A 25,034-nucleotide genomic window follows, 5' to 3' on the forward strand; every position below is an offset into this window, starting at 1 on the left:
ACACCTATGGAGTTTACCGTTAGTCAGATCGCTGCCATGCTTGGCGGAGAAGTTCAGGGAGATGGGAATGCCAAAATTCGCATGCTGGCCAAAATTCAGGATGCGAAGAATGGCCAGATTGCTTTTCTCTCCAATCCGAAATACGAAAATTTCATTTACACCACACAAGCTACGGCCGTAATCGTTAGTAAAGAGTTCAAGCCACGCAAAGCGATTCAGTCTGCATTGATTTTGGTTGATAATCCATACAGCAGCTTCACCGTTTTATTGGAAGAGTATCACCGGTTGGTCAGCTTTCAAAAAGCCGGTATTGAAGAGCCCTCCTTCTTAGGCAGTAACAGCAGTACAGGCAAAAACATTTATCGCGGAGCATTCTCCTACATTGGCAACAACGTAAAGATTGGCGACAACGTAAAAATTTATCCGCACGTGTATGTTGGTGACAATTCCGTGATTGGCAACAATGTCATTCTCCATCCGAATGTAAAATTGTATGCAGATACAAAAATCGGCAACAACTGTGTGTTGCATGCAGGTGCAGTTATCGGAAGCGATGGCTTTGGCTTTGCCCCGCAAGCTGATGGCACATACAAGTCGATACCCCAAATGGGTAACGTCATCATTGAAGACGATGTGGTGATAGGTGCTAATACAGTAATTGACTGCGCCACTCTTTATGGTGATGCCACCATCATCCGGCAGGGTGTAAAGCTCGACAACCTGATTCAAATCGCGCACAACGTTGAAGTAGGCAAGAATACGGTGATGGCAGCCCAGTCGGGCATTTCAGGCTCAACCAAAGTTGGAGAACAATGCGTTATTGCCGGCCAGGTGGGTATTGCCGGCCACTTGGTTATTGCAAACAAAACGGGCATTGGCGCACAGGCGGGTATCTCCAAGTCAATTAAGGATGAGGGAGTGAAAATTATTGGCTATCCGGCATTTGATGTTAAAGAATACTTCAGGTCGTATGCCGTTTTTAAGCGCCTCCCCGACCTTAACGACCGCCTCAGGGAACTGGAAAGGAAAGTTCAAGGAAGTACGGTAGAGTCTCAATCCGAGTAGAAATCAACTCCCTATAACGTTGTAATCAGGCCAAAAAGGCCCTTTTCATCAGGGTTTGGATTATCCCCCTATTCGGGGTTAAATTTGCCATCTTTTTACGGGTAAACATGCTGAATATCAAACAACAGACGATTCAAAAATCGGTATCCCTATCGGGTGTGGGGCTGCATACGGGTGCCAAAACAAATATGACCTTTGTGCCGGCCAAGCCGAACCATGGAATAAAATTTCAACGGGTAGATCTTCCCGGATCACCGATTATCGATGCGGATTGCGACAACGTAGTAGATGTATCGCGCGGAACAACCATTGAACAAAGCGGTGCTCGCGTAAGTACGATCGAACATACCCTTGCAGCCTTAGTCGGACTGGAAATTGACAATGTGCTGATCCAGCTTGACGGACCTGAGTGCCCGATCATGGATGGAAGTTCCATCGAGTTTGTGGAGACGTTAAAATCGGTTGGCACCGAAGAACAAAATGCTCTACGCGATTTCTTTGAAGTGCAGGAACCGATATTCTACCGCGAAATTCCACGCAACGTAGAGATTGCCGCGCTGCCCTTAGATGATTATCGCGTAACGGTAATGATCGACTATAACTCTCCTGTATTGGGAAGTCAGCATGCCTCGATTACCGACATTCGCCAGTTTGAAAAAGAAATTGCCTCCTGCCGTACCTTTTGCTTTTTGCACGAGCTGGAGATGTTATACAAGAACAATCTGATTCGTGGTGGCGACTTAAATAACGCTATCGTTATTGTTGATCGAGTGGTGCGTGAAGATGAGTTGGACAACATTGCCAAGATGCTCGGTAAACCAAAAGTTGCCGTTAAGCATGAAGGCATTTTGAATAATATTGAACTTCGCTATAAAAACGAACCCGCCCGGCATAAGCTGCTTGACATCGTTGGTGACCTGGCGCTTGCCGGCAGACCGTTAAAAGCACAGGTGCTGGCTGCGCGTCCCGGGCACGCAGCCAACGTGGCCTTCGCCAAGAAGTTGAAGAAAGCCATGGCCGAAGCCGACAAGAAAGGAAGACCAAAGTATAACCCAAGTCTTCCTCCGGTAATGGACATCAATAAAATCAAACAAACCTTACCGCATCGTTACCCTTTCCTGCTCATCGATAAAATCATTTACCTCGATACCGAAAGCGTAGCAGGTGTAAAGAATGTTACTGCCAACGAACCCTTTTTCCAGGGACACTTTCCCGGAAATCCGGTGATGCCCGGTGTGTTGCAAGTGGAAGCCATGGCACAGATTGGTGGCATATTGGTTATGAATACAGTGCCTGATCCGGAAAATTACTGGACGTACTTTTTAGGTATAGAAAATTTCAGATTCAGAAAGATGGTGTTGCCGGGCGATACGCTGGTGATTCAGTGCGACCTGTTGGCACCGATTAAACGTGGTATTGCTAAAATGTACGGCCGTGCATTTGTGGGCAATACATTAGTTTGTGAAGGAACCATGACGGCCAGTATCGTACGCAAAGACTCATGAGTTACCATCCCCTAGCCAACGTACATCCCGATGCCAAAATAGGCAAGGATGTGACCATTGAACCTTTTGCCACCATTGCCGCTGATGTGGTTATTGATGATGGCAGTTGGATTGGTCCAAACGCAGTAATCTTTGATGGCGCCCGTATTGGAAAAAATGTAAAGGTTTATCCGGGTGCTTCCATTTCGGCCATCCCACAAGACTTGAAGTTTGCGGGGGAAAAAACCGAAACCTTCATTGGTGATAACACGGTGATCCGCGAATGCGTAACCATCAGCCGTGGCACGCATGATAAATTCAAAACCGTTATTGGTAAGAATTGCCTGTTGATGGCGTATGTGCATGTAGCCCATGATTGCATCATTGGCAACAATTGCATATTGGTTAATACGGTTCAGGTGGCCGGGCATGTTACCATTGACGATTGGGCGATTATTGGTGGCGCAAGTGCCTTGCACCAGTTTGTTAAAGTGGGTGCGCATGTAATGATTTCAGGTGGATCATTGGTACGCAAAGATGTACCACCATACACTAAAGCTGCACGTGAACCTTTGGCGTATGCAGGAATAAATTCTGTTGGTTTAAGACGCAGGGGATTCTCGTCTGAAAAGATTGGTGAGATACAGGAGATTTACCGATACATTTTCATGAAGGGCATCAACAACACCAAAGCACTTGACATGATTGCTGAATCAGTTCCACAAAGTGAAGAACGGGATTACATCATCAACTTCATCCGATCTTCCGAGCGTGGCATCATGAAAGGTTATGGATTGGGGGACTGAAAGGCAGTAAGCGGTAGGCAAATTGCCTATTGATGATTGCCCACTATCTACTCTAATAAAATCACATGAGTAAACTTTCCATCTCCCCTAACAATCTAAGCAAACGCTACAACCGCGAGTGGATATTCCGTAACCTGAGCTATACATTCGAGCAAGGCAAAACCTACGCCATCACCGGACCGAATGGTTCGGGAAAATCAACGTTGCTTCAGGTACTGTGGGGGCAACTGCCCATGAGTGAAGGTACGCTCACCTACTCGCTTGATGGGCAACCGATAGAATCAGATGCCATCTTTAAATTGGTAAGCATAGCCACACCATACATGGAGTTGATTGATGAGTTTACGTTGAACGAACAGGTGGCCTTTCACTTTAAATCAAGACCCGTATTAAACAACTATTCTCATTCCGAAATTATTAGCCGCATGTACCTGGAACAGGCTGGAGATAAATACATCTCCAACTTCTCCTCAGGGATGAAACAACGTCTGAAACTTGGCCTTGCCTTTTTTACCGATACCCCTGCCTTGTTTCTGGATGAACCGGGTACCAATCTCGACCGGCAGGCATTTACATGGTACCTCGAAAATCTGGAGCAGGCGTGTGCAAACCGCCTGGTTTTTATAGCCTCCAACCAACCAGAAGAGTACCCGAAAGGGGCTGAAATAATCAATTTGAGTGACTATAAAGTCAATACGACCGAAAAGGCGGTTACAACCCCACAATAAAACCGATAAAACCCTGTTTATCCCTTATGCTTTTTAAAGCATAATTGGGGTTAAATTTGCAAATCCGGCCTTTTGGTTTGATTTTGTGGGTCAGAAAAATGAAATTCGTAATTCTAAACTATAAGCAATGATAAAAGTAGTGTCCCGATTAGCGTCTTTAATGATTGTGGCTGGCGCATTGGTGTTCCTTAGTAATTGTGGTGGGGATGATCCAAAGGATCCGGCACAAAAAGTTCAGCTGGAGAAGCTCTCAACAACGTGGAATATCGTAAGCGCCACCCTTGATGGTACAACCCGAACCGCTGACTTTACAGGATTTACACTTACTATTAGTGGAACATTCAATTCAAATGACCCGGATGGACCTTACAATTATTCAGTGAGTGGAACCCGTCCAACTCCGAGCCCTTGGCCAGCTAGTGGACAGTGGGAATTTGCAGTTCTTGGAACAGGTGATACAGGAACACTTTTGAGAAGCGATGGTGTTGATGTCACTTATTCGATCTCATCAAATAATCAACTAACCCTTTCTTTTGCGTGTGTAGAATGTGATTATGCAGGAAGTCGAGTGGAAGAAGTAATTGGTGACTGGGTTTTTGTGTTAGATTAAAAAATGCTCAACATAAAAAGAATAATAAGGCTCCACTCGGAGCCTTATTCATTTTAGCACCACCACCGTAATCCCATCCCCGCCCCGTTCCACATGCTCATCGGCAAAGGATGCCACCTGTTTGTATTGCTTCAGGTAATCGCGTATCACTTTGCGCAACACGCCTTCACCTTTTCCATGCAGGATTTTTACTTCGCCTTGCGCCAGTAAAACAGAGGTGTCCAAAAAAGCTTCCAACAAAGGAAGTACTTCATCAACCCGCTTACCGCGCACATCCAATTCAGACGAGTAGCCGGCTCGCTTTTCATGCAGACTAAGACCAATGGAACGCAACTTTTTTTCTACAGCCTTATCCGAACTGTTTTGATCCGCTCGTTCAAGTTTTGTTAACGCTACATTGGTTTTCAATTCGCCTAATTGAACCATAGCCGACTTTCCCTTCACCGAAAGTACCACACCACTTCCCTCTTGCCCGATTATGCGTACCCGATCACCGATTTTAAGCTCAACAGGTACTGTTGGTTTCTTCGGAACAACAGGGCCTGTAACTTTTTGCGAAATCTCCTTTAACTTCTCCCGCACTTTTTTGGTCTCGGTTTTTTGCGCCTGGTTCTCCCGGATGTGCCGGATGGTCTTTTCTATTTCACGGTTGGTTTGTGCCAGCAACTGTTGCGCCTCTTCTTTGGCTTTCGCCAGAATTACCTTCTTCTTCTCTTCCAGCTCACCGGATAACGTTTCATACTTTTTCAGCAACACGTTCAGTTCTTTATTCTTTTGCTCCAGTGACGCTGATTTTTTCATCAGCGCATTGCGCTCCTTTTCCAGGTCGCGCACCAAGGTTTCAAAGCCCACCAAATCACTACCAGCCAGTTCACGTGCGCTATTCAATACCTCGTTTGGCAAACCTGTTTTCTGTGCAATCTCCAGGGCAAAAGAACTTCCGGGTTTACCAATGTCGAGCAAATACATGGGCACCAGGTTCTTTTCATCGAAGCGCATGGCTGCGTTGCGGATGCCCGGGGTTTGTCCGGCAAATAATTTCAAATTATAGTAATGCGTAGTAGCCACACCCCACACATTCTTTTGCAGCAACTGCTGTAAAATAGATTGTGCAATGGCACCACCAAAGTTCGGATCGGTGCCGGATCCCAATTCATCCAGCAACACCAGTGAACGCGCATTGCCCGAACGAATAAACTGCGCCATATTTTTCAGGTGGCTGCTGTAGGTACTTAAATCGTTTTCAATTGATTGCTGATCGCCAATGTCTACAAAGATCTGCTCAAAAATTCCAGCTGTTGAATCAGGCGACATCGGAACAAGAAGGCCACACTGCAACATGTATTGCAACAAGCCCACGGTTTTCAGGCAAACTGATTTACCTCCCGCATTTGGTCCCGATACCAACAGAAACCGGTCGGCTTCGCTCAGGTTGATTTCCAACGGAATCAATTCGCGCTTACCTTTCAAACTCAGCTGTAACAACGGATGCCGGGCTCTCATCCACTTCAATGCCGGAACAGGTTGAACGATTGGCATATTGGCTTGTAACTCCTGAGCCATTCGCGCCTTGGCACGAATAAAATCAACCTGCCCTAAAAAGTTATAGGCCTGTACCAGTTGATCTAATTCTGCCCGCAAAACGGTTGTTAATTCTTTCAGCAAACGAATCACTTCACGCTTCTCGGCATGTTCCAGGTCGCGCATTTCATTATTCGCCTCAAGCGCTTCCGCGGGTTCCATAAAAACGGTTTGCCCGGTTGCTGACTCATCGTGAATAAATCCTTTTACCCTTCGCTTGTGTTCTGCCAAAATCGGAATCACCAAGCGTCCACCACGAATGGTGGGTAGCGCCCCTTCCGGTATCCATTGCTCCTGTATCGCATGCCGGTAAACCTGATCGATGATTTTGCGCAGCCTGCTTTGTTCTTCACGAATTTTTCTGCGTATGCGGCCTAACTCAGTACTGGCCGAATCGCGAACCTGTGCATGGTCATCAATTATGCTCAGTATCTGTTTAACAAGTTGCGCGGAAATACCTACAGGCTCCGAAAGTCTGAAAAGTGTTGGGCACAACGCCTGGTTCTTTACAAAATAATCCCGGCAGGAAATAATGGTTTGCAACGACCAGGCTATCTTTAAAAAATCAGACTCATCAATGTAATTTCCTTCCAATGCAATGCGGCTGAGTAAATCCGTAGGATCAAAAAAATGGTTGGATGGAAACGTATCACCCCGCTCGAAAATCTGTTTGAACTCGGTGGTCTGTTGAAGCCATTCCAAAACCCGTGTGGGTTCATTTAAAAAGATCATTCTATCCACCTCGGCAGTACCGAGTGTAGAAAGGCAATGCGTTTTTAACCGGGTACGGATTTGATCGAAACCGATCTTTACTTCAACATCACTCTGACTGAACATTTTTAGGAATCTCGTGTGGCCTTCCCTGCTCTTCCAGGCCGAGGGAATCTACCAATGCGGTGTAAATATATTCCAATTGTTTGGGGTGAGCCATGTAGTACTGCATGGAAACCCTGAAAAGGGAATCTGACACTCCAGCCTGTTCATAAACCTTGCTTTTTACATAAGGCAGCAACTTTCCCATGGAATCGTAGGGTATTGCCACCTGGTTTAGCCGCTCTTCTGACAGGTACATATGACGCAACACCTCCACCATTTGTGGTTCAGTTAGAATACCGTCTGGCCGCTTGTCGTCCTTACAGCTTAAAAGCATGGGTACAACCAAAAGCCACATCGGGATGTGTGTCCATTTAAAGCAAAATTTGGCCTGACGTATGAGCATGACGGGCAAAGTAGTCACATTTAGCTATTTTTGAAACTCAAAAATCGCACCAGCGTAACCCTTAAACGTGAAGACGCTTCTAAAAAAGTTACGGAAATACGAAATACAGATACGCAAGGCTATTAATAGCCAGATGCAGGGCGATTTCCGGTCGGTGTTCAAGGGCACTGGGCTGGAGTTTGATGACGTACGCCCCTATCAATATGGGGATGACATCCGCACCATCGACTGGAATGTATCGGCCAAAGGGCACGGAACGTTTGTCAAAACCTTTCGGGAAGAAAAGGAACAAACGGTATTCTTTATTCTGGATGTGAGTGCCTCGCAGGAAATCGGCTCGGAAGGAAAAACCAAAGTTGACATCGGCAAAGAGATTACCGGGGTACTGGCGCTTTCAGCCGTTAAAGAATCCAGCCATGTGGGATTGATCTGTTACTCTGATCAACGTGAACTTTACATCAAACCAACCAAAGGCATTTCACAGGCTTACCAGATCATTAGTGGAATTGTTTCGTTGAAGCCAGCTTCCCTCAAAACCAACCTAAACCGAGCCCTTGCTTTTGCCTTAAACACCATCAAGCGCAGAAGTGTAGTCATCCTCATTTCCGATTTCATAGACGAAGATTATGAAAAGAACCTGAAGGCGTTGGCCCGGAGGCACGACCTGGTGATTATTCACATCAGCGACAAGCGCGAAACCCGCTTGCCCAAACTGGGGATTATACCTGTACAAGATAAGGAGAGCGGAAAAACCTTGTGGATAAATACTTCGTTCGGAGATTTCCGGGAAAAGATCAGCCACCGGCTGGATGACCGGAAAGCAACCCTATCTTCCTTTTGCAAAAAACACCAAATCAATTTTATTTCGCTGGATACGGACGAAGACTTTGTACCCAAACTTCTACGTCTGTTTAAAGTGAGAAACCGAAACGTAAAAACAACCTGAGGAAATGATGCGTGCGTGTGTGTTGAAAGGTTGCCTTACTGTTCTCATGTTCATCAGCCTGAGTGTTTCCTACGCGCAAGTAAAAGTATCAGGTGGGTTTATTCAAGACAGCACTAAAATTGGTATACCCTTCAACTATTATTTAACCGCACGCTACCCCAGCAACCTGCAAGTTCTGTTTCCGGATTCGACCTGGAAGTTTGAAGAATTTGAATTCAGTCAAAAAAAATATTTTCCTACCGTTACCCAGCAAGGTGAAAGTTATGACAGCGCGGTGTATACCTTGCTAACGTTTGAAGTTGATGAGATGCAATACCTGGCTTTACCGGTATTTCAATTACAGAAGGCGGATTGCACGTATCACATTCCTCCCCGCGACAGCATTGTGTTGAGCTTATTGGTAACCGAACCTATACCCGATTCGTTAAGCGCTCAGGATTTACCACTGAAAACCAACACAGAGTATCAACGGGTATTCTTCCTGTTTAACTATCCCATTCTGTTGATTGTACTTGTATCGTTGCTTGTTGTCGCTATCGCTGTCTGGTTAATTTTTGGAAAACGTATTCGAAAACATTTCAAACTCAAGCGACTGAACGGCAATCATCAGAAATTTTTACAAACATTCTCAGCATACATACAGCAACTTCAAGCGCAGTTCAGCCCGGAGCAAACCGAACGCGCGCTTTTTCTGTGGAAAAAGTATATTGAAAACTTAGACGGAAAGCCGTACACAAAACTGACTACCCGAGAAACACTTATGCTGGAGACGGATACACGGTTGCGTGAATCCCTTCCTTTATTGGACAAAGCTATTTATGGGCACAACAGCCTGGTGCTTGAACCACTCAATCAATTGAAAACATTGGCCGAAGAAAAATTTGGAAAGAAAGTAGAAGAAATCAGCCATGGATAGCGCGGAACAAATATCGGAAGTGTGGTATTCGCTGGAGTGGTTTAGCTGGTCAACCCTGCAATCGTTTAGTTGGGAAAGACCACAGTTTCTGTATGCCATAGCCGCATTACCACTCTTGTTGCTCATACGCTGGCTGTGGCGCTACAAGTTCAATCAAAAATTGCCGGTTGCCTTAACGCAAAAAGATCTGAAATCGTCCACATTGAATTTAGTTCGGCTTATACCCGATATACTTTTTCTGCTCATGCTTGCTCTATTGCTGGTGGCGCTGGCCCGGCCACAACGCACGAATGAAAAAGTGGATCAATGGACAGAAGGGATTGATATCATGTTAGCAGTAGATATTTCGCAATCCATGCAAATATCCGACTTCACACCCAACCGACTTGAAGCCGCCAAAGAGGTAGCCATAGACTTTATTGATGGTCGCATCCAGGACCGGATTGGATTGGTGGTGTTCTCCGGAGATGCCTTTTCACTCGCCCCATTAACAACCGATTATAATTTATTGAAGTCGTACATCAGAGAAATTGACTTTTCCATGATTGAAAACCGGGGTACTGCCATTGGCAGCGCCATAGGTGTAGTGACCAACCGGATGCGTGAATCGACTGCCCAATCGAAGGTGTGTATTTTATTAAGTGATGGTGACAATACAGCCGGTAACATTGATCCGATTACGGCCGCTGAACTGGCTGCAGCGTATGGAATAAAAATGTACACCATTGTTGTCGGGAAGGAAGGCATGGTTCCGTACGGAAAAGATTTCTTCGGTCGGCCGAACATGATTGAAAATACGGTGGACGAGACCACCATGCGAAAAATTGCTGAAATTGGAGAGGGCGAATTTTTCCGCGTAAGCGACAACCAGGCGCTACAGCAAGTGTTCGATAAAATTGATCAGTACGAAAAAGCGGAAATCAAAGAAACGCGCTTTAAAGACACTGCGGATTATTACTACCACTACCTCACCTGGGGAATTGTATTGCTGTTGCTCTGGCTCTTCACAAAATCCACCTTCATCAGCAATGTATTGCAGGATTAATGAAAGTTGAAGTTATCGGCATAAAGCAATAATCGCCCTGCAAAAATCAACATCACCACACCCAATATAAGATTCATCACGCGTACCAAACGGGGTGTCATTACCGTGCGAAGCTTATCGGCCAGTTTGGCTTTGATGATATCGGTTAGCAAAACGGTAGCTACAATGGCACTAAAAAAAGTGACTACCTGGGTTGTTGTGGTGTAACCAAATTCACCAGTTGCCACACTCACCGTCCCCAACCAAAAAATCAACACCATCGGGCTTAGCCCATTAATGATAAACCCTTTGGAAATGAGGCGCCATGGACTTGTGGACTTGATATTAACCGATTTGAAATCCAGAATTCTCCGACTTTTTATAAACAAATAATAAACTCCAAAGGCAAAAAGTATGATACCACCGAAATACGCCATGTATCGCTGATTATCGCCATTGCTGAATACTTGTGATAGTCCCATGTAGGCAAGGAAAATATAAAGTGCATCACTCAGGGAAACACCAACGGCAACCAGTACACCGCTCAGAAATCCGCGTTCAATGCTGGTTTGAATGATGGAGAAAAAAACGGGACCAATGAGCAGGGCCAGTACCAGTCCGGAAACAATACCTTTAAGGACGATTTCCATTTACATGATTTTCGATAAAGGCTTGCCAGTCTTCCAACTGACTGCGTTTCATTACCCTTGGAAATTTATTCTGTCCTCCAACCTTTCCTTTTGATTTCATCCACTCGTAGAATGTGTTCACTGGAAGTACATCCACATAAACATCCTTCAATGCGGCACTGCGCTCCACGGCATAATCATCATTTAATACCTTAAGGTGTGCATCAATTCTTTCACGCAAAATCTGATTGTCTACGTTGTCATCTGTACCTACAAACCAGTGGTGCGCGAATAAGGAGCCATGAGGAATACCAGCAACGGTAAACTCAGGCACATCAATATTCAATTCATTTGAAGCAAGCTCAATGGCCTTGTTCATGTTATCCACTGAAAGGTGTTCACCACACAGGCTGAGAAAATGCTTGGTACGACCGGTAATCACGATCTCGGATTCTTCCAATGAAACAAATTTTATCACATCACCGATCAGGTAGCGCCACGCACCCGAACAGGTTGATAACAAAATAGCATACTCCTTACCCTCCTCCACTTCGTCAATCATCAGCGGTTTTACATTGGGTTTTACTTCGCCATTCTCATCAAAATTGCTATCGGTAAAAGGAATGAATTCGTAAAAAATACCATTGTTCAATACCAGTCGCATGGAGCGTCTGTTTGGGTAAGCTTGAAAGGCGATAAAGCCTTCAGAAGCCAGATAGGTTTCAATGTAGTGAATGGGCTTACCCAATAATTTTTCGAATCCCTTTCGATATGGATCGAAGGAGACACCGCCATGCACATACACTTTCAGGTTAGGCCAAATTTCATGTATGTGCTTTACCTTGTAATGATCAATAATTTTTTCCATCAGGATTTGTAACCACGCTGGCACGCCCACAATAATCCCGATGTCCCACTCATGCGCCTTATGCGTTATCTCATCCAGCTTCGCCTCCCAGTTGCGCGTTTTGGCAATGCGCTTACCGGGTTTGTAAAAGTGTTGAAACCAAAAAGGAAGTTTTGCGGCTTGAATACCACTCAGATCACCTTCAAAATAATTTCCGATTTTATTCAAGTGTGTACTACCTCCGAGCATGAGAATACCAGACGTAAAAAAATCATCGGGCAAATCATATTTCGATAAGGTAAGTATCTGACGAATGCTGGTCTTCTGAATGGCCTTCGTCATGTCTTTGGTTACCGGTATGTGCTTGGATGACGCTTCAGAAGTACCTGAACTCAGCGCAAAATATTTTACACGACCTGGCCAGCAAATATTTTTACCGCCTTGCAGTGCCAACTTCCACCACTCGTTATAAATTTTATTATAGCTATGAACCGGAACACGTTCGGAGAAGGCGTGGTAGAAGCTCTTGTTTCCTTTTCGGAATTCCTTGAGGATGTCAGCAAAATTGTAATGTTTACCAAACTCGGTTTGATCCGCCTCAATGAGCAGCTCCTTCAACTCCTTCTTCTGCAAATCGAAAGGCGAAGAGTATTCCTGCTCCATCATCTCGCGGATGCGGATTCCTTTTTTGAGCAATGTGCCGATTATCGCCATCGTGAAGTGTTTATGTTTTACCTTTGCCGGTAAAGGCACCAAAAATAACGAATGACGATCAAAAATAACATAGTCCGGTATACGCAAAACCTGCCTCCCGGTTGTACACTCATCGCAGTGAGTAAAACGCAACCCCCTGAAAAAATACAGGAGGCTTATGATGCCGGACAGCGAGCCTTCGGGGAAAATAAAGCACAGGAAATGGCCCGCAAACACGAGCAACTTCCGCGTGACATTCAGTGGCACATGATCGGCCACCTGCAAACCAATAAGGTAAAGTACATTGCGCCATTTGTACACCTGATCCATTCGGTAGATTCGCTGAAGCTTTTAACCGAAATTGACAAGCAAGCCAAAAAAAATAACCGGGTAATTGCGTGCCTGTTACAGGTTCATATTGCTGAGGAAGAATCGAAATTTGGTTTCTCGGCAGAAGAGATTCACGAACTTCTAAAAAGTGAAGAACTGAAAAGTCTGAATCACATCCGCATTACCGGACTGATGGGCATGGCCACCTTTACCGAAAACATGGAGCAGGTACGGAAAGAATTCCATTCGCTCAATCATTTGTTTACGACACTTAAAAATAAACCTTTACCCAAACAAGTGGTGATGCAGGAATTGTCGATGGGCATGAGTGGCGATTACCAAATTGCCATTGAAGAAGGCAGTACGATGATACGCATCGGTACCGCTATTTTTGGAGAACGTAATTATGCTTCGGCATCCTCTACCCAGCAATAAAAAATATGAATACAAAAAACACATTGATTACAGGTGCACTTATGGGATTGTTGGGCGTTGCGCTCGGAGCTTTTGGAGCACATGCGTTAAAACCCATGCTTATTGAAACGGGACGGTTAGATACTTTTGAACTGGCTGTTCGTTACCAATTTTATCATGCTGGTGCACTTCTGGTTGCTGGCATACTGCAACATCTCTTTTCTTCCACACTGTATCAGTGGGCTGCTACTTTGTTTTTGTCAGGAATCTTGCTGTTCAGCGGAAGTTTATATGTATTATGCTTCACCGGAATTTCTGCGGTTGCGATGGTTACGCCTTTCGGTGGGGTTTTGCTCATGGGCGGATGGCTGGTAATGGTGATCGCGATCGCCAAGAGTATAAAATAAAAAAGCCATCCGGTTTACAGATGGCCTTTTATAATCGTTAAATCTATTTCTTATTGTGGTGTCTTCGTCAAAATGTTGGTCACGAATGAAATTGTATTTTCATCGTTTGCAGCATTGGATAAGACCGTAACGGTTTTGTTTTGCCGTCCCATCTTTCCGGCACTGTTAAACCCGATTTTAATTTCGCCTTTTCCTCCGGGAGGGATTGGCTGACGCGGCCACTCGGGTGCGGTACATCCGCAGGTAACCTGAATATTGGTAATAATCAAAGGCTCGTTACCGGTATTGGTGAACTTGAAAACCTGTGCCACCTGGTCACCTTGGTAAATGTCACCGAAATCATGGGTATTTTTTTCAAATGTGAGAATAGGTCCGTTAAGCTTTGCTGCCGGCTTAGCCTCCTGGGCAAATCCGCAAAATGCAAAAGCCATCAAAACCATCATCAATACTGTCTTCTTCATAGCGCTTATTTTTGGTCAAATTTAACAATCAACGAACAACAATTCTGCCAGGAAAGTGCAATATTTCAAGGCAAATTGTGACTTAGCCGTCCATCTTGAATTATACCCCCTGGTAACCGGCATGGATCAACACATTGAAGAGATTTTCGGTAAACGGATAAGAATACGGGTGTGTGGTTTATGCCTGCAGGGCGATAGCCTCTTGCTCATTAACCACAACCTCTATCCCGGTCAGGACTTTTGGGCCCCTCCGGGTGGGGGCATTGCGTATGGGCAATCGGCTACCGAGGCACTTATTCGGGAATTCATGGAGGAAACAAACCTGGAAATACGTGTGAAGGATTTCCGCTGTGTGGCTGAATTCGTAAATCCGCCCCTCCATGCCCTTGAATTGTTCTTTGAGGTGGAACAAACCGGTGGATCGCCTACGGTTGGGCACGACCCTGAATTACCCGCAGACAAACAACTGATCCGGGACGTCAGGTTTATGCCTTGGTGCGAAATAATGGCACTTCCCGACAAGGAAAAACATGGGTTACTCAGGCTTTGCAAAAGCCCAAACGAGCTGAAATTATTGACCGGTTTTTATAGAATATAATTCGCCCAAACACGGATTTTACCTTGTTTTATACCCCCTAAAATATTTATACTTGTGGCCTTAAACCTTTAAAAATGAACCTGACCAAGATACTCGCCTACGTTCTCTTTGTTGTTAGCTTAGCATTGGCCTATTACCTCTACAATAGCATCAACTCAACGATAAAATTCCGCGAGAATATCTCCTCTACCGAAAGCCAGATCATTGAAAAACTGAATGTTATCCGGGAAGCCCAGAAAGTGTACCTGGAACAACATGGCCGATACACCAGCAGCTGGGATACCCTTATTAATTTCATCGAAACCGGGGTTGTACCGATTACCGTAAAATCAGAAACCATTATTCCACTTAGCTACGGGGTAGACAGTATCATCGTGAATATTGATACCATTGCTGAGGTCTCCGCCAAAGAAAAGATCTTCAGAAAGACCTATTCGGTAAACGCTGCTGACAACGGTGTATTTCTAGGTTTTGCAAAAAATGTTGGCGATTATGTGGCCAAAGGAACCAAGTCGTACAAAATGCAGAAAGACAATTTTGATCGGGTTGATGAATATGCTTTCCTGGATAAAGGAACCATCAGCAGCCAGGCTGATGTAAAAGTTGGCGATCGTGTAACCAAGGGACAAAACCTGATCACCTTTTGGGATTACCAACTCAATCCAAATGTTGATATCAAGTCGTTGAGCATCGTTCCAGGATCGGGTAAAACATTTGATTTGTATACTGCCGCTATTGATCGGAACGGCATTAAGGTTTGGGTTATTGAAGTGAAAGATCCAGCGCCTATCAATCCTGCTCGCAGAGAAGAAAACGAAGCTAAAAACCGCAGACCATTACGGTTCGGATCAAAGACTGACGTTACCACTGCCGGAAACTGGGAATAATTTGCAAAACGTTGCCACGTTCAAGCTAATCAAGAAAATCAAGGATGATCGCTTCGAAGAAGACAACATCCACGAATACTCCCTGCTTTTAAACGTTGGTCCCCGCGATGTTCAGGTTGGCGTAGTTGACGGTAATCAAAACCGATTACTTTACCTGGAAGATTACGTACTTCCATCTGTCTCCTCTAGCGATGATCTGATTTACACGCTCGAACAATTGTTCGATTACCATGCCTTTATTCGTGCCGGTTTTTGGAAACGAATAAAAATTGCCCTGAAAAATCAGAAACTTGTTCAAGTGCCCCAGGCTTTGTTCGATGAATCAGCTGTTCAGGAATATTTAAAACTGAACGCACAGCCTTCTGCACAGGAAGAAACTGCTTTTATTCCTATGGAAAAAAGTGAAGCAGTTACCGTGTTTGCCATTCAGAAGGAACTTAAGACGTGGGTAGAACAAAAATATCCGCAAAAGCAGTTTACACTCTTACATCAATCGGCTGCCTTGATTGAAGGTGTTATGCGCATAGCCGAAAAACGTACCGACAATCCTTTGTATCTGTATGTCGATCGGTTTAAACTCCACATCATCTCGGTTAATCAGGGGAAGTTGGTCTATTACAACCAGTTTACCATCCTCAGCTTTCAGGATTATATCCGGTACATTATGCTGGTGATGAAGACCCTGAATATGGATCAGCAAACCAGCAACGTGGTAATGTGGGGATACATTGGTAAAAACTCACCGCACTACCACGAGTTTTATAAATACATTCAAAATGTAACCTTTGGTGAACGACCCGATAACCTGAAATTCGGTTACATGTTTGATGAGGTTCAGGACCACCACTTCATTGACCTGTACAGCGTGGATCTGTTTCAATAGCGTTGCTATTCCAACCTTATTTACCGACCTTTAATCATCAACAAATGCATGCCTATGAAGCGAATCGCCTTATTTCCCGGATCATTTGATCCCTTCACGAAAGGGCATGAAGATATTGTTCTTCGTGGACTTAAGTTGTTTGATGAAATTATTGTGGCGATTGGTTTTAACAGCAGCAAAAGTGTCCGGTATTTCGAAATCGACTTTATGGTTGAACGCATCAACACCACGTTTAAAGATTACCCGAACATAAAGGTTGTTACCTTTTCGGAACTGACAGCTGAATTTGCTAAAAAAAATGGCGCCCGCTACTTGCTTCGAGGTTTGCGCAACACCACCGACTTTGAATACGAAAACAGCATAGCCCAGGTGAACCGCTACCTGAATGAAGACCTTGAATCTGTTTTTTTGATTACCTCGCCCCAGTTTGCTTCTATAAGCTCATCTATCATTCGCGAAGTTCATCGCTATCAGGGTGATGTGAGTAGCTTCTTACCGTATAAACTCTAGGATTTTACGTCTACCAATTCGTAGTAGCGTTCAAACACGTATTGGATGGATTTGTATGAATGTTCAAGTGCGTGGTAAACCTCTTTTGTTTTCATCCAGCGTACATCTTCAATATCTTCCTCTGTGCTGGGTTTCATTTTTGAATCATCCACCAGGTCCATCGCATACCACTTTGTTTTCTTCAGCATTGCCCTGCGGTTCATGGTGTAGGTATGCCAGGTGGTGCAAATTTTTCCAACCAGTTTAACGGAAACGTTACACTCCTCTTCAACCTCCCGCACGGCAGTCTGTGGATATTTTTCTTTGCGTTCCTTCTTACCTTTTGGCAGATCCCACTTTTTTAACCGGTATATCATCAGAAACTTATCCTTCTTTCGAACAAGGCCACCGGCCGCCTTCACCACTTTAAATTTGCTTGTGAGGTAAACTTTCAGGGCGATGTAATCATGGGCACTGATATGAAGCGATGATATCCCGATAGGAACTTTTGAATTCAGGTAACCGAGTAAGGTTTCAAACTCCTCCTCTTTTACATTTTGCACCCAAACGTGTTGGATGAGTTTTGCCCGCGTGATAGGCTCTGTGGCTGCATCAATTACATGATTATAATGTCCATCAGCAGGACGGTCATCAGCCTTGTACAGGCTCACGGGGATATCATTTATAAAAATGATCATCCTGAAAATGTAATGCGCTTCGCCATGATCGCAAAAGAATAAATATTCCGCTTGCAGGCAAGAGGCTCCAAAAGAATTTTGGCCGTTTTAGGGCAGGAACTTGATTAAACCATCCGATTGCCGGATTTTAGGGTCAGAAAAATTCATTATGCCTATCATTAAAATTCAAGCCTCCACAGCCACAGCTGTGGCCAATATGTTACTCGAAATTGAAGCTATTAAACTGAGCACACAAAAACCGTTTACATGGGCCTCTGGGTGGAAATCACCCATTTATTGCGACAACCGGCTATCCCTCTCGCACCCAACCATACGCAAGGCCATTACCAATGGGCTGGTTCAGGCTATTCGGGAAAATTTTTCTGCTGCAGAAGCCATTGCCGGTGTGGCAACAGCTGGCATCGCACAAGGAGCGCTGGTTGCTGATGCGCTAAACCTGCCCTTTGCCTACGTACGACCAAAGCCGAAAGATCATGGTATGGAAAACCTGATTGAGGGGCAGATAACAAAAGGACAAAAAGTTGTGGTTGTAGAAGACCTCATCTCTACCGGAGGTAGTTCGTTGAAAGCCGTCCGTGCCATTCGCGATGGTGGTGCTGAAGTATTGGGTATGGTTTCCATCTTCACCTATGGCTTTGATATTGCTCAAAGTAACTTCTATTCAGATGACGTCTCGTTGGTGAGCCTGAGCGATTACGATCATTTAGTCGCCTGCGCACTGGATAAAAAGTATGTGGGTGAAAAAGAGCTTACCTCGCTAAAAGCCTGGCGATACGATCCTGCTCATTGGAAACCATAACCCATGTCGCTGAATACCTTTGCACCTCAAACCGGAAAGGCTACTGGTAAAACAATCGAGCAACTTCCTAAAGGAAGTTCAGTTGCGGTTATTGGGGCAGGCTCATTTGGCGGGTGGACAGCCCTCCACCTGCTACGTAAGGGCTACAAAGTTACATTGATCGATACCTGGGGTCCGGGGAATTCACGATCAAGCTCGGGCGATGAAACGCGCGTGATCCGTTCCACCTATGGCGCCAATGAATTTTATTTCAACCTGAATGTGCGGGCACTTACACTATGGAAAGAACATGAGGAACGGTGGAAGACAAAACTCTTTCAAAACAAAGGTGTGCTGTGGATGTGTTACGAGCCACACACACCCGTTGTTGATGATTCAATACCCTTCGCTGAAAAGTACAACATGCCTTACGAGCGATTAACGGTTGAAGAAATTTCAAAACGATACTCCATTGTTAACACCAGTGATTTGAGTCATGCCTGGCTCGATCCTTATGGTGGCTGCCTACGCGCACGAGAGGCCTGTCAGGCCGTATACAAAGGTTTTATTGCAGAGGGCGGTACCATACTCCAGGTGCAGGCCATGCCCGGAAAGGTTGAAGAAAAGAGGTTAAAATATATACAACTATCGAACGGACAATCGCTCACAGCAGATCGATTCATTTTTGCCTGTGGATCGTGGCTGGGCAAATTGTTCCCCGAAGTATTGGGCAACACCATTACCTGCACCAAACAGGAAGTGTATTACTTTGGTGTGCCTACGCAACACACATCCGCGTATGAACAATTTCCGGTGTGGGTAGATGTGGATGGTAAAGATTTTTATTACGGCATTCCCGGAAACAACTACCGTGGATTTAAAGTAGGTGTGGATGAACGGGGTGAACTATTTGACCCAACCCATGGCGACCGGATTTCAAATGAGCAGGTATTAAAAAAAGCCAGAAAATTTTTAGCCCATCGTTTTCCCGGATTAAAAGATGCGCCCTTAGTTGAAAGTCGCGTATGCCCCTATGAGAATTCACCCGATGGAAATTTTTTATTCGATCATCATCCGGAAGCCAGTAATTTATTCTTCTTAGGCGGAGGATCAGGTCATGGGTTTAAGCATGGCCCTGCATTAGGTGAGTTGGTTTCAGAAATCGTAGCTGGTAACAAAGTTATACCTCAACAATTTCTGCTAACCAGATAGATACAAAGAGGTAAGCATTGATCATCATCAGGCGTGCATATCGTGTCGCAATGAATAATCCATTTCCTTGAACAGACGCAGTCGACACAGTTAATAAACATCTTATGCAACCATAATGCCGCTCCTCTGGAGCTTACCTAAAGCCCCGGCGGGGCGGCATATTGTTAGCCCTGACCGTAAGGTCGGGGCTAACAAGTAAAATGATTGCCGCGCCAAAGATGAAATACATTTGAAAAGCAAATTGATCATGGCGCGGAATAAATGAATCCTGATCACAGGGTGTGCATGTGTGTCGCAATTAATTGTGTATTTCATAGAACAATCGCAGGCGACACGGCTACAACCAAAATTCCTTGCATAACCATAATGTCGCTCCTATGGAGCTCTAAGCCCCGAAGGGGCGGCATATTGGTAGCCCCGACCGGCAGGTCGGGGCTACCAAGTAAATCCACAACCGCGCCAAAGGTGAAATGCATTTGAAAAGCAAATTGATCATGGCGCGGAAGAGATGAATCCTGATCTTAGGATGTGCATGCGTGTCGCAATGAATTGTGTATTTCATAGCACATGCGCAGACGACACAGCTATATTTTGTTACCCAATGGTCGCTTCTACGGAGCTTACTAAAGGATTAACATGCAGTTGCACCGATATCATTTAAAAATATTAAACTCCTTCACCATCTGCTTATACTCGGGCATTATCTTCTCATAGGAAGCTTCATCCACTTTCTTCAACATGTTCATAAGCGAACCTATACCAGAATCTTTCAGGCTTACGCGCTGCTTTTTAATTTCTTCCATTTTGTTGCGGATGGTGGCTTCGAGTTTTCGCAGGTCGCGTTCGGTCATGGGTGTAAATTGATAATGAAAAATAATCAACTCAGGGCTTAAAAAACAAAACCCCTCCCGGTTTTATCAGGAAGGGTTTGTTTCGAGGTCTCGAGCGGATTCGAACCGCTGTAGGAGCTTTTGCAGAGCTCAGCCTAGCCACTCGGCCACGAGACCAAAATCAGGCGTTGATCACTTGATGCGGGTAAAAATAACACCCCGCCACCAAACGCCCAACGCCTGCTATGAATTACTCTTTCGAGTCGTCAGCCTTAGGCGCGTTCATTTTGTCTTTCAACGCACTTAATGCTTCCAGGTCGCCCAAGGTAGATTTCTCCACTTCCTGGTTGATCTTATCGATGGTCTTGCCTTTACCGGCAGCAGGAGCTTTCTTCTTGGCAGCTGGCTTATCCTCTTCAGCAGAGAACATGGCCTTGTGCGACAGGGAAATTCTGCGGTCATCCTTAGAAAACTCAAGCACTTTGAAGTCGAGTGATTCACCCACTTCAATCTTGCCGCCATCTTCCTTCACCAGGTTCTTGTTGGCGCAGAAGCCTTCAATTCCGTACGGCAATTCCAGTACAGCGCCTTTATCGTTCTTGCTGATAACGGTACACTTGTGTACAGAACCATCTGTGAACACGGTCTCGAATGTATCCCAAGGATTTTCTTCCAGATGCTTGTGGCTGAGGGCCAGTCTGCGGTTAGCCGCATCCAGCTCCAACACCACTACCTGCATCTTATCGCCAACCTTCACAAATTCTGAAGGATGTTTGATCTTCTTCGTCCAGCTTAAATCTGATACGTGCACCAAACCGTCAATACCTTCTTCCAGTTCAATGAACAAACCGAAGTTGGTCAGGTTACGCACAATACCTTCATGCTTGGTACCGATGGCGTATTTGGTCATTACATCCTGGCGTGTCCAAGGATCTTCCGTGAGTTGCTTGATGCCGAGTGACATCTTACGCTCTTCGCGATCGATGGTCAATACAACGGCTTCAATCTCATCACCCACTTTCATGAAATCCTGCGGATTGCGCAGGTGCTGCGACCAGCTCATTTCACTTACGTGGATCAAGCCTTCAACGCCCGGTTGCAGTTCGAGAAACGCTCCGTAATCGGCTACGTTCACAATCTTACCCTTAACCTTAGAGCCCACGTTGATATCAGCAGGCAATGAATCCCAAGGATGAGGCGTGAGTTGCTTCATGCCCAGGCTGATGCGCTTCTTGTCTTCGTCAAACTCAAGTACCACAACCTTAACCACCTGATCAAGCTTAAGCACTTCTTCAGGATGGTTGATGCGGCCCCATGAAATATCCGTAATGTGAAGTAATCCATCAACACCACCCAAATCGATAAACACACCGAAGTTGGTCATGTTCTTGATGGTACCTTCCAGTACCTGGCCTTTCTCCAGGTTGCTGAGGATCGCCACCTTCTGCTCTTCGAGGTCTTTCTCGATAAGCACTTTGTGCGATACCACTACGTTGTCGTTGGTGTAGTTGATTTTCACAACTTTCACTTCCATCGACTTGTTCACATAAATATCGAAATCGCGAATTGGCTTAACATCAATTTGTGAACCCGGCAAGAAGGCTTCAATACCGTATACATCTACGATCAATCCACCTTTTGTTCTGCGTTTCACAAAACCTTCAATCACCAGGTCTTCATCCAATGCTTTTTGGATGCGCTCCCAGCCTTTCACCAGTTTCGCTTTTCTGCGGCTCAGCACAAGCTGACCCATTTTGTCTTCGCGTTCTTCAATGAAGATTTCAACTTTATCGCCAATCTTCAGGTCGGTCATGTCTTTGAATTCAGCCAATGGCACAAGTCCGTCCGACTTAAATCCAATGTTCAGGATTACATCGCGGTCGTTAATACCAACCACAACACCATCCACTACTTCACCGCTGTCAACCGTAGTTACCGTGCCGGCATACAGTTGTTCCATTTTTTCACGGTCGCTGGCGGAGTAGCCTTCGCCAAAGCCTTTGGTTTCAAAGGCATCCCAGTCGAATTCACCGGGAACGGCCATGGCCTTTACAGCCTTGCGCAATTCGGTAGCCGGAATAGCCTCCGAAACGATTTCTTCCTTTTCGAGGGCTTTCACTTCCTTCATCGGATCCTCTTCATCGATCTCGATTTTGGAGTCAACTACCTTCTTTTTTACCGCTTTTCCTTCTTCATCCTGAGCGGTGGGTTTTGCTTTTTCTTTTGCCATAAAATAAAATGTGCCCGAATGTACATGCGATAGCCGGGCCAGCGTACCGCAAATTTTGGTTAAACACTGCTTTTTGGCCGATTTTCAGCAAAAAGCCCCCAATACTTATTGGGGGCTGCAAAGGTACGCTTTTCGCTAAAAAAAGCGAACGTTAATACCGGATAATCAGATAATTATGAGTGAAATGAGGTGATTTTAGGGTATATCCTCAAATTTTAGGGTTCCTGTTGCATAGTTTAGTAACAAACGCTGAAACATTAGCGTGTATTTCGCACTTTCAAAATCAGCTTGCGCTTGTGTATAGTTTTGCAATGACAAAGTCAAAGCAACAATGTCAGAAACACCTAATGTATACCTTTCATTCTCCAAATTATAGGAGATTTCAGATGCTCTCAACTGCGATTCAGCTGATTCATAACTCAATATGGCATCCTGGTAATTTTGCATAGCCCGCAAAACATCATTCTTAATAGTCATTTCAATATTTTCGCTTTCCAACTGTGCATTCTGATACAGCATTTTATTTTGCACCACTTGAGCTCGATTGGTAAAGCCACCATAAATGGGTATACTAAATGTAACCCCATATCTCAATCGAGTATTATCCTGCGTGAATTGTTGTTCGAATGTCCTGTTGGGCCTATCATGAATATAATTGTAAAATGACCCATAATTTGCAAACAATGATACATTGGGAAAATAACTACCCTTAGATGATGTGTAGTTCAATTCTGATGCCCTTTCATTGGCTTTAGTTCGGATGTAATCAGCCCTTTGACTTTTGGCTGTCTCATAGAGTAATTCAACATTCAATTGCTCCGAACTCAAAATATTAATATCCCAACTAGGATCAACTAAAGTAAATTCGGAATATGGGTCAATCATTAAAGTTTGGGCTAAAGTAGTCTTATCATTCCTTAATGTGGTCTTTGCACGCAGAAGCAAAAGTTCGGCATTCTTAACTTGAAATTCTTGATTCAGAAGGTCTGCCTCTGCACGACTTCCAGCAGAAACTTGCTCTTTAATTTGTTCAAACTGTTTTTTCTGATACTCGAGACTTCTTTCTCTAATTGAAACCAAGCGTTGATCAAGAAGGCATGTCAAAAACTGGTTTGCCACATTGCGAATGACATCCTGCTTTGTTCTCTTAACAAACTGCACTTGCGCATCATTTTGACTTACGGATTGTCGGTAATTGTTAAGTGTAGATAATCCCCTAAAAAGAGGCATTGAAGCAGAAATTTGTGCACCGACCGCATCAGCCACCCCATTTACCACCGTTCCTTCTTGTTGATTAAATGAATTTCCATCAGTTCGCGCTGCTTCTCCATTAATACTAACAGTTGGCCCCAACGCCAATAAACTTGATTGTTTTGCAATATTCGAACTAATAAGAAGATTTTCTTGCTGCTTTAATGTCACATTGTTTTTCAATCCAATGCTTACAGCTTCTTTAAATGTTAAACTCTCCTGTGCATAAATCTGAAAAACCAACATGCACAATCCTGCAACTAAGTAATTTTTACGTGTCATAAATTCAATTCACTTTTTCGTCTGATACAATCGCCCCATCTGCAACACGCACCACACGCTTGCCACGTTGTGCATTTTCTTCCGAGTGCGTTACCTGAATGATGGTCATGCCTTCTTCATTCAGTTTCTGGAAAATGTCCATAATGTGTTTGCCCTGATCGGAATGCAAATTTCCGGTAGGCTCATCGGCCAAAAGCATTTTCGGTTGCCCCACAATGGCGCGCGCAATACCCACCAACTGCTGCTGCCCGCCTGAAAGCTGCTCGGGAAACAAGTCTTTCTTGGCCACCATGTTAAATCTATCCAGCATTTCGGCTACCATGCTTTTACGCTGACTGCCACTAACACCTTTGTACAACAAGGGAGTTTCAATGTTTTCGTAAACCGTAAGTTCATCAATCAGGTGATACGCCTGAAAGATGAAGCCGATGTGGTTCTTATGCATCTCCGACTTCTGCTTCTCTTTGAGTTTATGCACCGGCTGGTCGTAGAAGTAATATTCCCCGGCTGAGGGTTCATCCAGCATGCCGATGATGTTCATCAAGGTGGATTTGCCGGCCCCGCTGGGGCCCATAATGGTCAGGAATTCACCCTGCTCAACGTCAAGGTTTACCCCTTTTAAAATGAAGGTGCGCTGAAAGCGTGAGTCAATAAATTTGTCGATGTCGCGTAGCTTGATCATGTTAACATGTGGTTAGGTGCCCATTAGCCAATTATGGTGCCAAGGGGCTATTTC

General features: G+C 44.8%; 26 protein-coding genes and 1 tRNA gene. 16 read left to right on the forward strand and 11 right to left on the reverse strand.

Annotated elements, in window-relative coordinates; genetic code table 11:
* Window positions 1-6 precede the first annotated feature (6 nt).
* The 5 genes from lpxD (at window position 7) to QY309_11650 (ending at window position 4,693) form a co-directional block, all read left to right on the forward strand.
* Window positions 7-1,065 (forward strand): UDP-3-O-(3-hydroxymyristoyl)glucosamine N-acyltransferase, encoded by a 1,059-nt coding sequence (lpxD, locus tag QY309_11630; GenBank protein WKZ58518.1) that lies wholly within the window; start codon window positions 7-9, stop codon window positions 1,063-1,065.
* A 110-nt stretch (window positions 1,066-1,175) separates the two neighbouring features.
* Window positions 1,176-2,570 carry a bifunctional UDP-3-O-[3-hydroxymyristoyl] N-acetylglucosamine deacetylase/3-hydroxyacyl-ACP dehydratase gene (locus tag QY309_11635; protein ID WKZ61701.1) on the forward strand — a complete coding sequence of 465 codons (1,395 nt, stop codon included), beginning with the start codon at window positions 1,176-1,178 and terminating at the stop codon, window positions 2,568-2,570.
* Window positions 2,567-3,355, forward strand: a complete 789-nt coding sequence (gene lpxA / locus QY309_11640; GenBank protein ID WKZ58519.1) for an acyl-ACP--UDP-N-acetylglucosamine O-acyltransferase — start codon at window positions 2,567-2,569, stop codon at window positions 3,353-3,355. The genes QY309_11635 and lpxA overlap by 4 nt, the downstream gene beginning before the upstream one ends.
* Before the next feature lie 65 nt (window positions 3,356-3,420).
* Window positions 3,421-4,083 carry an ATP-binding cassette domain-containing protein gene (locus QY309_11645; protein WKZ58520.1) on the forward strand — a complete coding sequence of 221 codons (663 nt, stop codon included), beginning with the start codon at window positions 3,421-3,423 and terminating at the stop codon, window positions 4,081-4,083.
* Window positions 4,084-4,210: 127 nt separating this feature from the next.
* Window positions 4,211-4,693, forward strand: a complete 483-nt coding sequence (locus QY309_11650; GenBank protein ID WKZ58521.1) for a hypothetical protein — start codon at window positions 4,211-4,213, stop codon at window positions 4,691-4,693.
* Window positions 4,694-4,741: 48 nt separating this feature from the next.
* Here the strand turns inward: QY309_11650 and QY309_11655 are convergent, their stop codons facing one another.
* Window positions 4,742-7,111 carry an endonuclease MutS2 gene (locus QY309_11655; GenBank protein ID WKZ58522.1) on the reverse strand — a complete coding sequence of 790 codons (2,370 nt, stop codon included), beginning with the start codon at window positions 7,109-7,111 and terminating at the stop codon, window positions 4,742-4,744.
* Window positions 7,095-7,493, reverse strand: coding sequence for a DUF4296 domain-containing protein (locus tag QY309_11660; GenBank protein WKZ58523.1), 399 nt, complete (start codon window positions 7,491-7,493; stop codon window positions 7,095-7,097). Before QY309_11660 ends, QY309_11655 begins: the two co-directional genes overlap by 17 nt.
* A gap of 67 nt (window positions 7,494-7,560) precedes the next feature.
* Between QY309_11660 and QY309_11665 the strand changes: the two genes are divergently transcribed.
* The 3 genes from QY309_11665 to QY309_11675 are packed head-to-tail and all read left to right on the forward strand — an operon-like array spanning window position 7,561 to window position 10,400.
* Window positions 7,561-8,439 carry a DUF58 domain-containing protein gene (locus QY309_11665; protein ID WKZ58524.1) on the forward strand — a complete coding sequence of 293 codons (879 nt, stop codon included), beginning with the start codon at window positions 7,561-7,563 and terminating at the stop codon, window positions 8,437-8,439.
* A gap of 4 nt (window positions 8,440-8,443) precedes the next feature.
* Window positions 8,444-9,355, forward strand: coding sequence for a hypothetical protein (locus QY309_11670; protein WKZ58525.1), 912 nt, complete (start codon window positions 8,444-8,446; stop codon window positions 9,353-9,355).
* Window positions 9,348-10,400, forward strand: coding sequence for a VWA domain-containing protein (locus tag QY309_11675; protein ID WKZ58526.1), 1,053 nt, complete (start codon window positions 9,348-9,350; stop codon window positions 10,398-10,400). Before QY309_11670 ends, QY309_11675 begins: the two co-directional genes overlap by 8 nt.
* On the opposite strand, the gene QY309_11680 is transcribed toward QY309_11675, so the two are convergent.
* Window positions 10,397-11,029, reverse strand: a complete 633-nt coding sequence (locus QY309_11680) for a LysE family transporter (protein WKZ58527.1) — start codon at window positions 11,027-11,029, stop codon at window positions 10,397-10,399. The two genes, QY309_11675 and QY309_11680, sit on opposite strands and share 4 nt — an antisense overlap.
* Complete coding sequence (locus QY309_11685) at window positions 11,013-12,569, reverse strand: GH3 auxin-responsive promoter family protein (protein WKZ58528.1); 1,557 nt, start codon at window positions 12,567-12,569, stop codon at window positions 11,013-11,015. The genes QY309_11680 and QY309_11685 overlap by 17 nt, the downstream gene beginning before the upstream one ends.
* A 51-nt stretch (window positions 12,570-12,620) precedes the next feature.
* Here QY309_11685 and QY309_11690 point away from each other — a divergent pair, with 51 nt between their 5' ends.
* The gene (locus QY309_11690) at window positions 12,621-13,313 is read left to right on the forward strand and encodes a YggS family pyridoxal phosphate-dependent enzyme (GenBank protein WKZ58529.1); all 693 of its coding nucleotides are present in this window, start codon (window positions 12,621-12,623) and stop codon (window positions 13,311-13,313) included.
* Window positions 13,314-13,318: 5 nt separating this feature from the next.
* On the forward strand, window positions 13,319-13,699 hold the full coding sequence (locus QY309_11695) for a DUF423 domain-containing protein (protein WKZ58530.1): 381 nt from the start codon (window positions 13,319-13,321) through the stop codon (window positions 13,697-13,699).
* A gap of 50 nt (window positions 13,700-13,749) precedes the next feature.
* Here the strand turns inward: QY309_11695 and QY309_11700 are convergent, their stop codons facing one another.
* The gene (locus QY309_11700; GenBank protein WKZ58531.1) at window positions 13,750-14,160 is read right to left on the reverse strand and encodes a DUF1573 domain-containing protein; all 411 of its coding nucleotides are present in this window, start codon (window positions 14,158-14,160) and stop codon (window positions 13,750-13,752) included.
* Between the two features lie 121 nt (window positions 14,161-14,281).
* Here QY309_11700 and QY309_11705 point away from each other — a divergent pair, with 121 nt between their 5' ends.
* The 4 genes from QY309_11705 to coaD all read left to right on the forward strand — a co-directional run bounded on the left by QY309_11705 (window position 14,282) and on the right by coaD (window position 17,038).
* Window positions 14,282-14,758 carry an NUDIX hydrolase gene (locus QY309_11705; protein WKZ58532.1) on the forward strand — a complete coding sequence of 159 codons (477 nt, stop codon included), beginning with the start codon at window positions 14,282-14,284 and terminating at the stop codon, window positions 14,756-14,758.
* 74 nt (window positions 14,759-14,832) lie between these two features.
* Window positions 14,833-15,645 carry a hypothetical protein gene (locus QY309_11710; GenBank protein WKZ58533.1) on the forward strand — a complete coding sequence of 271 codons (813 nt, stop codon included), beginning with the start codon at window positions 14,833-14,835 and terminating at the stop codon, window positions 15,643-15,645.
* Between the two features lies 1 nt (window position 15,646).
* Window positions 15,647-16,528, forward strand: a complete 882-nt coding sequence (locus QY309_11715) for a DUF3822 family protein (protein ID WKZ58534.1) — start codon at window positions 15,647-15,649, stop codon at window positions 16,526-16,528.
* Window positions 16,529-16,582: 54 nt separating this feature from the next.
* On the forward strand, window positions 16,583-17,038 hold the full coding sequence (gene coaD, locus QY309_11720; protein WKZ58535.1) for a pantetheine-phosphate adenylyltransferase: 456 nt from the start codon (window positions 16,583-16,585) through the stop codon (window positions 17,036-17,038).
* Here the strand turns inward: coaD and QY309_11725 are convergent.
* Window positions 17,035-17,688 carry an NUDIX domain-containing protein gene (locus QY309_11725; GenBank protein WKZ58536.1) on the reverse strand — a complete coding sequence of 218 codons (654 nt, stop codon included), beginning with the start codon at window positions 17,686-17,688 and terminating at the stop codon, window positions 17,035-17,037. The genes coaD and QY309_11725 overlap by 4 nt on opposite strands.
* 175 nt (window positions 17,689-17,863) lie before the next feature.
* Between QY309_11725 and pyrE the strand changes: the two genes are divergently transcribed.
* Window positions 17,864-18,514, forward strand: a complete 651-nt coding sequence (gene pyrE, locus QY309_11730; protein WKZ58537.1) for an orotate phosphoribosyltransferase — start codon at window positions 17,864-17,866, stop codon at window positions 18,512-18,514.
* A 3-nt stretch (window positions 18,515-18,517) separates the two neighbouring features.
* Complete coding sequence (locus QY309_11735) at window positions 18,518-19,705, forward strand: FAD-dependent oxidoreductase (GenBank protein WKZ58538.1); 1,188 nt, start codon at window positions 18,518-18,520, stop codon at window positions 19,703-19,705.
* A gap of 653 nt (window positions 19,706-20,358) precedes the next feature.
* On the opposite strand, the gene QY309_11740 is transcribed toward QY309_11735, so the two are convergent.
* From QY309_11740 to QY309_11760, 5 genes are all read right to left on the reverse strand, one after another.
* On the reverse strand, window positions 20,359-20,556 hold the full coding sequence (locus tag QY309_11740; protein WKZ58539.1) for a hypothetical protein: 198 nt from the start codon (window positions 20,554-20,556) through the stop codon (window positions 20,359-20,361).
* 85 nt (window positions 20,557-20,641) lie between these two features.
* Window positions 20,642-20,712, reverse strand: a tRNA-Cys gene (locus QY309_11745).
* 73 nt (window positions 20,713-20,785) lie between these two features.
* On the reverse strand, window positions 20,786-22,579 hold the full coding sequence (gene rpsA / locus QY309_11750; protein WKZ61702.1) for a 30S ribosomal protein S1: 1,794 nt from the start codon (window positions 22,577-22,579) through the stop codon (window positions 20,786-20,788).
* A 381-nt stretch (window positions 22,580-22,960) separates the two neighbouring features.
* Window positions 22,961-24,298 (reverse strand): TolC family protein, encoded by a 1,338-nt coding sequence (locus QY309_11755; protein WKZ58540.1) that lies wholly within the window; start codon window positions 24,296-24,298, stop codon window positions 22,961-22,963.
* Window positions 24,299-24,302: 4 nt separating this feature from the next.
* Window positions 24,303-24,980, reverse strand: a complete 678-nt coding sequence (locus QY309_11760) for an ABC transporter ATP-binding protein (protein ID WKZ58541.1) — start codon at window positions 24,978-24,980, stop codon at window positions 24,303-24,305.
* Window positions 24,981-25,034: the final 54 nt, after the last annotated feature.

This window comes from Cyclobacteriaceae bacterium, from assembly GCA_030584025.1.
In the GTDB taxonomy this organism is placed as follows: domain Bacteria; phylum Bacteroidota; class Bacteroidia; order Cytophagales; family Cyclobacteriaceae; genus UBA2336.